This window comes from Bartonella sp. AP258QHHD (genome assembly GCF_042196145.1).
Classification (GTDB): domain Bacteria; phylum Pseudomonadota; class Alphaproteobacteria; order Rhizobiales; family Rhizobiaceae; genus Bartonella.
Genome location: NZ_JBHIPR010000077.1, coordinates 75,387 through 89,014, shown reverse-complemented (window position 1 = coordinate 89,014; position 13,628 = coordinate 75,387). Strand labels below are relative to the sequence as shown.

Below are 13,628 nucleotides of genomic sequence, written 5' to 3'. Positions count from 1 at the left end.
GCAAGAAGGCGATAATATTATTTTTTAGATGATTTAAAATTTTATTATTTTAATGGGAGAAATGAATGCGATTAGGTGGGCGTTTGCAAGCAGCAATAGATGTTCTCACAGAGATAGAAATGAAGCATCGCCCAGTAGGAGAAGCTTTAAAGGATTGGGGTCTTTCTCATCGCTTTGCTGGAGCAGGTGATCGTGCAGCTATTGGTACAATCGTTTATGATGTTTTAAGACGACGTTATTCTTTACAATGGCGTATGGAGAGTGATGATATCCGAGATATCGTTTTTGGTGCCTTATTAGATTCTGGAAAAATGACGCTGGAGCAAATTGACGGTGAGTTGACAGAAGATCGGTTTGCACCGCAGTTATTAGGGGCTAAACAGCGTAAATCGTGGCAAGGTCAGCAATTAGTGGATGCTCCAGACTATATTCGTGGTGATATTCCGCAATGGTGTCAAGCGCATCTGCGTCCTTTATTTGGTGATAATTGGATCACTGAAGCGGCTGCGTTAGCAACGCGTCCTTCTTTAGACCTACGGGTAAATAACCTAAAGGCAACACCAGAAAAGGTGCTGAAAGAATTAGCAAAAACCAAACTTAAATCTTTTCCATGGTTTGGGCAAGCTTTAAGAATTGCACCGATTGAAAAGTTTAATCGTCATCCCAATGTTCAAGTGGAACCAGCTTTTCAAAAAGGACACTTTGAAATACAGGATTTAGGATCTCAAATTGTTGCTCACCTTGTGGAAGCGCAAGAGAGCATGCAGGTATTAGATTATTGTGCAGGTGCTGGTGGCAAAACATTAGCTTTAGCTTCCGATATGAACAATCGTGGGCAAATTTATGCTTATGATTCCGATAAAGCGCGCTTAGCTCCTATTTTTGATCGTCTTCGACGCGCTGGTGTTCGTAATGTACAAACACGAGCACAAAAAGAAGAATTGAAGCCATTAATAGGCCAGATGGATAGAGTTCTACTAGATGCACCATGTAGTGGGACAGGAACATGGCGTCGTCGTCCAGATGCGAAATGGCGTTTAACATTAGAACAAGTGAAACAACGCCAAACAGAACAGAGGGATATTTTGAATGAAGCGATAGCTTATCTTAAGCCAAATGGGCGCTTAATCTATATTACCTGTTCTCTTTTTACAGATGAAAATGAGGAACAAATTTCCCATTTCCTTCAACAACATTCTCATTTTTCTCCAATAGATATGCCAGCGCTTTGGCAGAAACATTTTAGTTTTTCTCCTGTGCAACCAGTTTTTTCAAATTATGGACTTACTTTGTCGCCAGCCACAACACAAACAGATGGGTTCTTTTTATCTGTGTTGCAAAAAAAACATTGATCCATATTTTTGCACTTTTTATCATAAACTTTACGAGAATAATCTTTTTCGTAAGAAAATAGGCTTGTGAAAAGAGAAAGATTAAATCATAACTCTCATGAGTTTTCTTTTACAATTGTTGATTGGTTTTCTATGAGCATATCACATCCAGACACTGTTCTTATTATTGACTTTGGTTCACAAGTTACACAACTTATTGCACGACGGGTACGAGCAATGGGGGTATATTGTGAAATTGCTCCTTTTCAATTGGCTTTAGAAGCTGTGCGCCGCATAAATCCTAAAGCTATTATTTTATCAGGGAGTCCTTATTCCGTTATTGATGAGGGCTCTCCGCGTGCTCCAATGGAAATTTTTGAGGCGGGTGTTCCGATTTTGGGTATTTGCTATGGTGAACAAGTCATGTGTGTTCAGCTTGGAGGAAAGGTTGAAGCTGGACATGAGCGTGAATTTGGGCGTGCTTTTTTGGAAGTTCAAGAAGAGAGTGCCCTTTTTGATGGAGTGTGGGAAAAAGGTTCTCGTTATCAAGTATGGATGAGCCATGGTGACCGTGTGGCAGCTTTACCAGAAGGTTTTCGTGTCATAGGAACCTCAAAAGGAGCTCCCTATGCGGCTATTGCGGATGAAAAAAGACATTTTTATGCGGTACAGTTTCATCCTGAAGTTATCCATACACCGGATGGTACAAAACTTTTGCAAAATTTTGTTCATAAGATCTCTGCTATTAAAGGCAATTGGTCAATGGCTTCTTATCGTGAGCAGGCAATTGCTACGATACGACAAAAAGTTGGGAAAAGTCGTGTGATTTGTGGTCTTTCAGGGGGAGTGGATTCATCTGTTGTAGCGGTACTCCTTCATGAAGCTATAGGAGATCAACTGACATGTATTTTGGTAGACCATGGGCTGATGCGCAAGAATGAAGCTGAAGAAGTTCTCACGCTCTTTCGTGATCATTATAATATAGAGCTTATTCACGTTAATGCTGCTGATGTGTTTCTTAATGCTTTAAAAGGTGAGACAGATCCAGAAAAAAAACGCAAAACAATTGGTCGCCTTTTTATTGAAGTTTTTGAAGAAGAAACGAAAAAAATAGGAGGTGCAGAGTTTTTAGCACAAGGAACACTTTATCCAGATGTTATTGAGAGTGTGTCTGCTATTGGTGAAACGGTAACCATTAAAAGCCATCATAATGTGGGTGGGCTACCAGAACAGATGAAGATGAAACTTGTAGAACCGTTACGTGAGCTCTTTAAGGATGAGGTTCGCTCGCTAGGACGAGAGTTAGGGCTACCGGAGCAGTTTATTGGTCGCCATCCTTTTCCAGGTCCCGGCCTTGCAATTCGGTGTCCAGGTGCTGTAACACGTGAAAAATTAGAAATTTTACGCGAAGCAGATGCTATTTATCTTGAGGAAATCCGTAAGGCCGGTCTTTATGATGAAATTTGGCAAGCTTTTGCTGTTCTTCTTCCAGTTCAAACTGTTGGTGTTATGGGGGATGGTCGCACTTATGAATTTGTTTGTGCTCTTCGCGCCGTCACATCTGTAGATGGAATGACTGCTGATTTTTATCCTTATGATATGGCGTTTTTAAGTAAGACAGCAGCACGTATTATTAACGAAGTTAGAGGGATTAATCGTGTTGTATATGATGTAACCTCAAAGCCTCCTAGTACTATTGAATGGGAATAATTAAAATGAAGGATAAGTCTTTTAAGAATAAAATATGACTGAGGGTTTGATATTCGAAAAGTGTAGAAAAAATCATTTAAAAATGATTGTGTATTTTCATATGATATAAGCTTTTATCTGGCAATCTGTACGTCAATATCGTTTAAAATTGAGAAGTGTGGGATTTTGCATGTCTGAGAAAAAAATTGTTGCACACCGTGGAGGAGCTCATCTTTATCCTGAAAATACCCTTTCGGCATTTAATAATGCTATAGCGTTAGGTGTTGATGAAGTTGAATGCGACGTTCATTTGCTAAAAAGCGGTGAAGTGGTTGTCTTTCACGACTTCCGTCTAGACCAATTGGTTGGAAAAAAGGGGTATATTCACGACATTGATAATGAAACACGCAAACAACTCTGCGTAAAAGGAAGCCAAGAAGCACCTCCCTTATTAGAAGAAGTGCTTGATCTTTTAGCACCAACGAATGTTGCATTGCATCTTGAAATCAAGACATGTGGTGAAGTGGAGCGCGAAACAATATTATCCCAAAAAGCGCTTGCGCTAATAAAAAGCCGAAATTTATCAGAACGGGTTTCTGCTATTAGTTTTGATCCTTTTATCCTTCGTCCTTTTATTGAAGCAGGAATACCATCTGGTCCATGTGTTGATAATTTCGAAGGTGATATGTACCGTCATTTTTCTGAATGGAAGCAATTAGGTTATTCTGATCTAAGTTTAGATGGCTCTATTGTTTCACAGAACTTTATTGAATCAGCTCTTGAGGCTGGTTTTACTGTAGGGGTATGGACAATTAATGGAAAAGCTCGGTTATCATATTGGCTTGATATGCCTGTACATTATATTACGACAGATCAACCTGATCTCGCATTGCAATTGTGTGCACAAAGGTAAAAATACATCAACACAAAAGGAACTATATATCTTCATAAAGTTAGCGTAATGAAAGAAGAAAAATTATCTAATATACGACAATAATACATTGATTTATAATCATAATTAATATTTTATTCATGTGAGTAAGAGACCTTAATACGTAAGATTCTCTTATTTCAAATATTTTTACAATGAATCAATCAAAATCATTCGTTTGCACATTACAAGCAGGGTTGGTGTGTGGATAAAAAATGATTGAGAAAAGAATAAAAATATTCATTTAACGTATTTTAAATGCAAGATTTGTTGAAGCATTAGGATCGCACATGATGATGTCGTTTTGCACTTTTATGAAGTGTAAAAATGATGGCATACAAAAAGTCTTATATACTTTAATGGAGAGGCTTTAGGGCTTATTTTATAGGTGCTATCATGAAATGTAGATGTATTGAAAGATTTTTTAACAGCATGGAAATTGGTTATACAGTGTCATTTTGTTTTGCGTGAGGGGTGTGATCTTGTTACAGGGAAAGAGACTATTAAGCGCTTCAAAATGATTTTCTTAATTTTAAAAAAATTCTATTTGTCTCTTCTTTAAATTCAGTAGCAACATCGTGTTAAAGTTATAAGCCGAAAGTTATAAGACAAATAATAAAAGAATAAACAATTCTTTTTAAAAAAGTAAATCCAGATATTAAAATAGTCATTGAAATGATATTTACGATCTATATCTTTTTACCAAGTGACTTTTCTTATTTAAGCCATCTCACTTTTTTCAGATAGTTACAAACGCGTATTTCGTGAATACATAAGAAAGCTTATAAAAGAAAATAAATAAATTTAAACAAATTCATTTGACCTTTAGGTGGTTCCTGTTTAAATGAGAGAATATGTTTCTGAAATAAAACTGTCATAGCATGTTCATGTGTAATACTATAAATTTAGGGGTAGTTTGTATTCCATCACTTCAGAAAGGGTGAAGCATGAGTCGTTTTTATCTTTCCATAGCGGCCACGGTTGCTATCATAATGTCCACAGCGGGGATGACAGAAAGTTTTGCACAGACAAAAATCAGCTTTTGGCATTCTATGAGTGGTGAATTAGGAAAGCAAACTGAAAGTCTCATTAACGATTTTAATGCAAGTCAATCTGAGTATAAAGTTGTTTCTTCATTTCGCGGTGAATATGAAGAGGGATTGATTTCACTCATTGCAGCATTTCGTGGAAAGAAACAGCCAGTACTTGCTCAAATTTATGACGTTGGTACTGGAACTATGATGGCTGCAAAAGGTGCAATCTACCCATTTTATCAACTTATGGCTGATACAAAACAAGAATTTGATCCTACAGATTATTTCCCTGCTATTAGTGGTTATTACTCCGATGAACAGGGACGTATCGTCTCTATGCCATTTAATATTTCAACACCCATCCTTTATTATAACAAAGATATCTTTAAAAAAGCAGGGCTTGATCCAGAACAGCCTCCTAGAACGTGGCAAGATATAGAAAACTTTTCCAAGAAAATTCTTGAGACTAAAGCGGCAACTTGTGGTTTTACAATGGCTTATGCCGCTCAATGGATTGGTATAGAAAATTTTTCAGCGTTGCATAATGTTCCTTTTGGAACGAAGGAAAATGGCTTTAAAGGACTTGATTCAGAACTTACATTTAATGGACCTTTACAAGTGCGTATGTGGACTGACCTGAAAAAGTGGTCTGATCAAGGTATTTTCCGTTATGGTGGTCCAGCAGGTGCATTAGATTCAACACCAATGTTTATGGCACAAAATTGTGCAATTTTTATGCAATCTTCAGGATCACATGCTGGAATTGTTTCTGAAGCTCAGTTTAATGTGGGGGTTGGTATGCTACCGTACTATAAGGATACAGAAGGAGCACCACAAAATTCAGTTATTGGGGGAGCTTCTATTTGGGCGTTTAAGGGCCATACTCCAAAGGAATATGCAGGGGCAGCCGCTTTTCTTAAATTTCTTTCAAAAACAGAAAATCAAGCAAAATGGCATCAGGAAACAGGTTATCTCCCAACCACAAAAGCGACTTATGAATTGAGCAAAAAACAACATTTCTATGAAAAAACGCCAGGTGCGGATATAGCTATCAAACAGATTAATCTTAATCCACCAACAGTTAACTCAAAAGGGATAAGATTTGGTAATTTACCACAAATTCGTGCCATTCTTGATCAAGAGTTGGAAGCTGTTCTTAGTGGTTCAAAAACGCCGAAAGATGGTTTAGATGAGACCGTTGAACGTGGAAATAAACTCTTGCGTGAATTTGAAAGATCTAATCATTAATTTCGTTTTATTGTTAAACATTAAAGACTCAACAAAAACGGTTGAGTCCTTTTTGTTTACTTTTTTAAAGTCTCTACATTTAAAGAGCCCTATGAATGCAAGAAAAACATGCATATTTTAAAAATAGTCTACTTTCTTACGGACTGCTTTTTCCTCAGCTTCTTGTGACTTTTTTGTTTTTCTTTTGGCCTGCTGCTCAAGCAATAAAATCATCTTTTGAGCGTGAAGACCCTTTTGGCTTTACAACAACCTTTATTGGTTTTGAGAATTATCTAACCGTTCTTTCTGATCCTACTTATCGGCAATCGCTTTTTACAACCGCAGTATTTTCCATCTCAGTTACTGTCGCTTCAATGACAATATCACTTCTCTTAGCTGTCTGTGTTGATCGTGTCATCCGTGCAAAAAAGGCTTATACAATGCTTTTGCTCTGGCCCTATGCTGTTGCTCCAGTATTGGCAGGTATATTGTGGCTGTTTATCTTTCATCCCACCATCGGAATTATCCCTTTTTTTCTCGAGAAAATAGGAGTGCTATGGAATTATCGTATTAATGGCACTCAAGCAATGATTCTTATTGTCATTGCGGCTAGTTGGAAACAAATTTCTTACAATTTTCTCTTTTTTCTTACAGGTCTTCAATCTGTTCCGCGTTCTCAAATAGAAGCAGCCGCCATTGATGGTGCTGGTCCCTTTAAACGATTTTGGACAGTGGTTTTCCCGCAAATTTCACCAACGACGTTTTTCCTTCTTATTGTCAATGTCAATTATGTTATGTTTGATACTTTTGGTATTATTGATAATACAACTTCTGGAGGTCCTGCGCGTGCAACGAGCATCCTCGTCTATAAAGTATATGACGATGGCTTTAGAAATCAAATAATCGGTGCATCAGCAGCACAATCAACAATATTGATGTTGATGGTTATTGTCTTAACGTTTATCCAGTTTCGCTGGATTGAGCGCCGTGTACAATATTAGGAAACAAATTATGGTTGAAAATCGCCCTGTTTTGAAATTTCTAACCCATATTATTCTCATTGTTGGTATTATCATTATTTGCTTTCCAGTTTATGTTGCTATCATTGCATCAACTCATAGTTCAGCAGCATTTAACTCAGGAACACTTCCTCTTTTGCCTGGGAAATATGCTCTGGAAAATTATAAAACAATCTTTGGTGATGGCCTTGCACAGCTGGGTTTGCCCAACCTCTGGCCACTCTTAATGAATTCATTCATTATGGCTCTTGGGATTAGCGTTGGAAAAATTATTATTTCACTTTTGTCTGCTTATGCAATTATTTACATGCGCTTTCCCTTCCGAAAAACTGCTTTTGTTCTTATTTTTGTTACATTGATGCTCCCTGTCGAAGTTCGTATTCTTCCAACCTATGAGATTGTTGCAAAATTGGGGATGGTCAACACCTATAGTGGAATGATTATTCCACTTATTGCATCTGCGACCGCTACATTTTTATTTCGCCAGTTTTTTTTGACTGTTCCAGATGAACTCTTAGAGGCGGCACGTGTTGATGGTGCAGGTCCAGTTAAATTTTTTAAGGATATTCTTCTTCCTCTTAGTAAAAGCAATATTGCTGCTTTATTTATCATTATGTTCATTTATGGATGGATACAATATCTCTGGCCTCTTATCATCACAACGGATCAAAATCATCAAACGATCCTTATTATTTTAAAACAGCTTATTGTCGAATCACTTCAACATGATCCTCAATGGAATATACTCATGGCAGTATCGGTTGTTGCCATGGTTCCCCCTGTTCTTGTTGTTATCTTCATGCAGCGGCTTTTTATCAAAGGCCTTATTGAAACGGAGAAGTAATTGTGGCCATAATCCAGTTATCAAATATAAAAAAACAGTATGACAACGGCATTCTGGTCATTGATGATTTAAACTTAACTGTTGCCGATAAAGAACTTCTTGTTCTTGTCGGTCCTTCAGGGTGCGGAAAATCGACCTTATTACGTATTATAGCAGGACTTGAACAAGTTACCTCAGGTGAATTATGCATTGATAACGAATGTATCAATGATCGTGAACCAGCTGATCGTGATATCGCTATGGTTTTTCAAAATTATGCCCTTTATCCCCATATGACAGTTCGTGGAAATTTAGAATATGGTCTTAAAAATCGTAAAACTCCTAAAGAAGAAATTAAAAAACGTATCGCACATGCTGCAAAGCTTTTGGAGATAGAACCATTTCTTGATCGTAAACCACGACAATTATCAGGAGGACAACGTCAGCGTGTTGCAATGGGGCGTGTGATTGTACGTCAACCCCGTGTTTTTCTCTTTGATGAACCTCTTTCAAATCTTGATGCAAAATTACGGGCGCAAATGTGTATTGAAATAAAAACACTACAGCGTTCATTAGGAACAACGAGCCTCTATGTTACCCATGATCAACTAGAAGCTATGACATTAGCTGATAGAATAGTCGTTTTGAATAAAGGAGCTATCGAGCAAATTGGAACACCAATGGAAATTTACGATACTCCAGCAACAACATTTGTTGCTGATTTTATTGGTTCTCCTCCTATGAATTTTCTTGATCGCTATGTCTTAGAACAACATTTAGGGCATTCATTTTCTTATGGTGAAGAAACTGATCTTTTAGCATTCAGACCTGAAATAATCTTATTGGGCGAACATCCAGATAAAGGGCCTGTCTTTCACACAAAAATTGAGCTTATCAAGCTTATTGGAACAGGTTGCCATGTTTTAACGCGTTGGAATGGTATCATCTTTACGATTGAAATAAAAGAACGCTTGACACACGACTATGGTCAAAAACTAAGTTTCACTGTTGCTCATCAGAATTTTCATACTTTTAATAAAAACACAGGAAAGCGCACAAATAATAAGTAAGCATTAATTGATGTGATACGACTCTCTTTTATGCTGCGTCATGATAATGGTGTGTTTTGACTTGCTCAATTACATTTACAAACTCAGGTTGTAACCGATGGGATTAAAAACAAAATTTTAACAGTTTTGATAATGATCTATTGTCCCATAGCGCTGAGAATGTCAAAACATTTATATGAAGAAATTTTGCATTTTCACGGTCTGTAAGAAGAATATAATTTTCAAACATCATTTTCATTATAAAAAAATATCAATATAGAATAAATCTTTATTAACCATATTTTTACTCATTTATAATTTTGTTATAAAAAACAACATATTATAATATGTTTCTTGATGTAATAATTTATGTGTATTATAAAAGCAAATGAGAGAAATAGAGAGAAAAAATGAGTTACAGATAAGGAAGGATGCGCCCCATATCTGAGCTTTGATCCCTAACATAAGAAGTCTATTTGATGCACAAAATACGACGCTGTTCTAAATAATCTCTACGAGAATAGGCGCATTCTATCTTACCGCTGGCCATATGATCTAAAATAGTTTCAGAGCTCCTATAAGAAGCATTTGTTTTTTTTTACCAATCACATAAATTAGAGAGAAACCTATGCGCGCATGCTGCAAGTTTATTTTTTCTCATGTAAATCACTATGCAATTCTCAGCAAGGGTATCTGATAAGTTGCAAAAAATCACTGAGAGATAGAAGGCGTGCTTGTTTTAGAATTTTCATTACTTTTAGCGATAAAAGCAGATGAAACACATCTGTAACATCTCATCGATCTTTTCTATATTCTTGAGTTAAAAATTGCCTGTAGATCATCCTCAAACAGATCTTTATGAATATAACATAAGGGATCGATGCGAATACCTATAAGAATCAGCAGGGACAAAGGCAGTTATGTTATTGTTTTACAAAGCATTCTATAAAAGCTGGTATATTTTTTCAATATATTGCCAGTTTATTAATGGTTTTATGATATTACTTTCTTATAAAGCGCGTGCTTTTTGTTGCTTATAAATCAACCTAAACTTTATACAGCAGTATGTTTGAGACAAATATGAAGACGGTTCAGTGCTGTATTCAGTTTTGTATGCCAAAGTAGAATAAGCTTATCTGCTTGTGTAATTTCTAAAATGAGGAGACAGCTTAATTTAGGGAGAATATGAAAGCATCAAATAAAAAATAGATTCTGTCTTTAGCATCATCTTTTAATTTAGTATTGCAATTTTCAAAAACATCTGAGCCAGTGTCTCTTACATAATGGCGATTAAGTATTGCCGAACACATTTTTTTACGTAATAGAATTGCATCTCTCATACAAAACAGAATACCTAAACAGAAGGCTATTGGGTTGCCAATTTACGCACTTTTTTTAAAAAATATCTTGCAAGGTTGTTCCAACTATTTTTTCACGCAGTCGTTTATAAGTAGTATAACATAAAATCCATTGTGTATCGCCATCTTTATGCTTATAAAAATGCAAGCTGGGGCCATTATCATACTCTCTTTCAGTCTCCAACATTGCAACAATTATTGTGTTGAGACTCTTCATAAGAGGTATTTTTTCTTCAAGTGGTTTTTATTCATACACTAATTCTACTTGCATGTTATAAATGAAGTTGGATAGATAAAAATACTTTAAGAAAGAGACACCAAATTCTTCTTATGAATCGTTTCAAGTGTCGAGAGTTATTGTAAAAAAAGCATTGAAAAATAGAATGCTACTGCTGACAGTTTGGGCACCATGAGGCAATAAATCCACTTACTTTATCTATCTTAGAATCTATAGAGTATAAATTTCTCTGTAAAAGTAACTTTATTTCATATCAATGTTATCAATTATAGCTGTTGGGGCATCATTAGTAACATAATCATAGACTTACGATTTTATGAACTCTTTTTTATCTCTTTTATAGAAGATCTTAATGTTTTGTGATAGCATCAATGATGGTATTCACATTATGTTCCATCATATCGAGATAAGTTGCTGCAGGGCCATTTTTGTTTGACAATGCATCAGAATAAAGTGTTCCACCAATTGTTAAGCCTGTTTCTTTTGCAATCTGTTTTATGAGACGGGGATTAGAGATATTTTCAACGAATAGGGCAGTTGCTTTATTCGTTTTAATTTGTTTTATAAGTTTAGCAACATCGGCTGCGGTTGCTTCAGTTTCTGTTGAAGCACTTTGAGGGGCAAGGATAGTAAAACCATATTCCTTGGCAAAATAGCCAAAGGCATCATGAGATGTGATAATGATACGTTTATCTTTAGGAATGGTAGCAATTTTTGTTTTCAGGGTATCTTGTGCTATTTTAAGTTTTTGGATGTAGGTTTCGGCATTTTTTTTTGTAGCTGGTACAGGATTGTGGATCGATTTTACAAAAAGCAGCAGCGATATTCTTCACATAGATTTTGACATTGGGAATTGTTTGCCAAGCGTGTGGATCAATAACGCTGTGGTGGTGATGGGCATTATGTTCTTGATTTTTCATTTTGAGGGAGGGAATGTTAGCGCTAACTTCGACAAGAAGTGCTTTTGTACCACTTGCTGTAATGAGGCGATCAATAAATCCTTCTAAATGAAGCCCGTTGATGAAAATAATTTGAGCATTTCTAAGAGCCTGAGCATCATGGGGGGTAGGTTCATAAGTGTGAGTATTCGCATTGGGACCTACAAAAGTGGTCATAGAGATATGGTTGTCTCCTACATTTTTTACGAGATCTGCAAGAATAGAAAAGCTCGCAACAACTTTGATTTTATTGTGTGCAGAAGCAGAAAATGGAGAAAGGGCAAGCAATAAAGCTCCAAGAAGAACAAATTTTTGAGCAAACTTAGGCACATTTTTTTCCTTAAAGTGAGGAGGTATAAAAGAGGTGGGGAAACCATGTTACAATAAAGCCACGTGGACTTATCAAACAGGAAACAAGATAAATAAATCCTGCGGCAATGATGATAGCAGGGCCGGAGGGAAGTGAAAGATGAAAAGAAAGCAGGAGACCACATACGCTAGAAATGATTCCAAAAAGAGTGGAAAGCGCGCAAATAGGGCCTAGCCGTGAAAACCAAAAACGGGCTGTAATGGCTGGAATCATCATAATACCAACGGAAAGTAATGTTCCTAGTGATTGAAAGCCTCCAACCAGATTCAGCACCACAAGTCCAAGCAATGAAATATGAATATATTTACTCAATGGAGAGAGTGATTTAAAAAAGAGGGGGTCAAAGCTTTCTAAAACGAGTGCACGCCAAAAAATACAAAGGCTGCAGAGTGTAATCAGCATTATAGTAGTGATTAACCAAAGGGCTTGTGCATCAAGTGCAAGAACCGATCCGAATAAGAGATGAAGCAGCTCAATTGTTGAGTCTTTCAGTGAGATAATAATAACACCTGCCGCGAGTGCAATAAGATAAAAGACGGTCATGGATGCATCTTCTTTCTGAAAGCTGTTTCGTGAAATCAAAATGGTTGCTAAAGCAACAATAAGACCAGCGAAGATACCACCAAGTGTCATAGATATGAGGGAAAAGCCACAAATCAGAAAAGCAATTGCAACACCAGGAAGAATGGCATGAGAGATAGCATCTCCTGTCAAGCTCATTCCTCGGAGCATCAAAAACACACCAACAGGACAAGCGCTAATAGACAGAAAAATAGAACCGATAAGGGCGTTTTGCATAAATTGGAAATCAACAAAGGGGGCAAGAAAAAATGCATACACGTCTTATAACCTAAGAAAGAGAGGATCATTGATGAGAAGATTTTGTTTTTGTGCGCTAATAGGGAAAGAATTGGATGTGAGAGGTGGCATAACGTGATGAAGGGTGTTGTTTAAAAACTGTGTTGTTTCTCCATAAAAGGCGTTTTGTTGATCAATTTGAATCATTTGGGGGAAAAATTCTTGCACGATGAGAGGGTTATGGAGTGCGGTGAGAATTGTGCGTCCTTGCTGTTGCCAGTATGTGATCAGAGCAAGAAGGTCTTTTTGGGTATTATGATCTACACCATTGAAAGGTTCATCAAGTAAAATAATATTGGCATCTTGTACAATGATACGTGCAAAAAGAGCGCGTTGTAATTGCCCGCCTGATAATGTTTCAAGCGAACGGGGTGCGAGTTCTGTAAGCCCAACCATTTTAAGAGCATTTTGAATCTTAGAATCATAAGGGCGCTGATTCTTCCATAATCCACAAAAAGACCACAGTCCTGTTTTTACAAGCGTTTTCACATCAATTGGAAATGTTTGATCTATATTACATTGCTGAGCAAGATAAGCAATGCGGCTTTTTTTTGGTTTTGTAATTTTTCCTTTAAGAGGTTTAATCAATCCGGCGATGGCTTTTAGCAGTGTCGATTTTCCAGCGCCATTATCACCTGTTATTGCAACCAATGAACCAGCTTTTAACTTTGCTGAAAAGTTCTTTATTGCTATTCTATTCCTATAGCCTAATGTTGTTTTATTGAAGTGCAGATCCATATTTTTTACCATCGTTGCTTATTAT

9 protein-coding genes and 1 pseudogene are annotated in these 13,628 nt (G+C 36.7%); 7 read left to right on the top strand and 3 right to left on the bottom strand.

Annotation, left to right across the window (positions count from 1 at the left end; translation table 11 throughout):
* Positions 1 to 65: 65 nt before the first annotated feature.
* The 7 genes from ACFIMM_RS08670 (at position 66) to ACFIMM_RS08640 (ending at position 9,124) form a co-directional block, all read left to right on the top strand.
* Positions 66 to 1,352, top strand: coding sequence for an RsmB/NOP family class I SAM-dependent RNA methyltransferase (locus ACFIMM_RS08670; RefSeq protein WP_375627664.1), 1,287 nt, complete (start codon positions 66 to 68; stop codon positions 1,350 to 1,352).
* Between the two features lie 132 nt (positions 1,353 to 1,484).
* Positions 1,485 to 3,041: a glutamine-hydrolyzing GMP synthase gene (gene guaA / locus ACFIMM_RS08665; protein ID WP_375611844.1), complete on the top strand. Its 1,557-nt coding sequence runs from the start codon at positions 1,485 to 1,487 to the stop codon at positions 3,039 to 3,041.
* A 169-nt stretch (positions 3,042 to 3,210) separates the two neighbouring features.
* Positions 3,211 to 3,933 (top strand): glycerophosphodiester phosphodiesterase, encoded by a 723-nt coding sequence (locus ACFIMM_RS08660; protein WP_375611843.1) that lies wholly within the window; start codon positions 3,211 to 3,213, stop codon positions 3,931 to 3,933.
* 965 nt (positions 3,934 to 4,898) lie between these two features.
* Complete coding sequence (gene ugpB / locus ACFIMM_RS08655; RefSeq protein WP_375618067.1) at positions 4,899 to 6,233, top strand: sn-glycerol-3-phosphate ABC transporter substrate-binding protein UgpB; 1,335 nt, start codon at positions 4,899 to 4,901, stop codon at positions 6,231 to 6,233.
* 95 nt (positions 6,234 to 6,328) lie between these two features.
* Positions 6,329 to 7,213: a sn-glycerol-3-phosphate ABC transporter permease UgpA gene (gene ugpA / locus ACFIMM_RS08650; protein WP_375627662.1), complete on the top strand. Its 885-nt coding sequence runs from the start codon at positions 6,329 to 6,331 to the stop codon at positions 7,211 to 7,213.
* A gap of 10 nt (positions 7,214 to 7,223) precedes the next feature.
* Positions 7,224 to 8,075, top strand: coding sequence for a sn-glycerol-3-phosphate ABC transporter permease UgpE (ugpE, locus tag ACFIMM_RS08645; protein ID WP_375613289.1), 852 nt, complete (start codon positions 7,224 to 7,226; stop codon positions 8,073 to 8,075).
* A 2-nt stretch (positions 8,076 to 8,077) separates the two neighbouring features.
* On the top strand, positions 8,078 to 9,124 hold the full coding sequence (locus ACFIMM_RS08640) for a sn-glycerol-3-phosphate import ATP-binding protein UgpC (RefSeq protein ID WP_375613290.1): 1,047 nt from the start codon (positions 8,078 to 8,080) through the stop codon (positions 9,122 to 9,124).
* Positions 9,125 to 11,048: 1,924 nt separating this feature from the next.
* Here ACFIMM_RS08640 and ACFIMM_RS08635 read toward each other — a convergent pair.
* The 3 genes and pseudogenes from ACFIMM_RS08635 to ACFIMM_RS08625 form a co-directional block, all read right to left on the bottom strand.
* A pseudogene (locus tag ACFIMM_RS08635) lies at positions 11,049 to 11,967 on the bottom strand (metal ABC transporter solute-binding protein, Zn/Mn family).
* A 10-nt stretch (positions 11,968 to 11,977) separates the two neighbouring features.
* Positions 11,978 to 12,847, bottom strand: coding sequence for a metal ABC transporter permease (locus ACFIMM_RS08630; RefSeq protein WP_375613292.1), 870 nt, complete (start codon positions 12,845 to 12,847; stop codon positions 11,978 to 11,980).
* Between the two features lie 3 nt (positions 12,848 to 12,850).
* Positions 12,851 to 13,603 carry an ABC transporter ATP-binding protein gene (locus tag ACFIMM_RS08625; RefSeq protein WP_375613293.1) on the bottom strand — a complete coding sequence of 251 codons (753 nt, stop codon included), beginning with the start codon at positions 13,601 to 13,603 and terminating at the stop codon, positions 12,851 to 12,853.
* Positions 13,604 to 13,628: the final 25 nt, after the last annotated feature.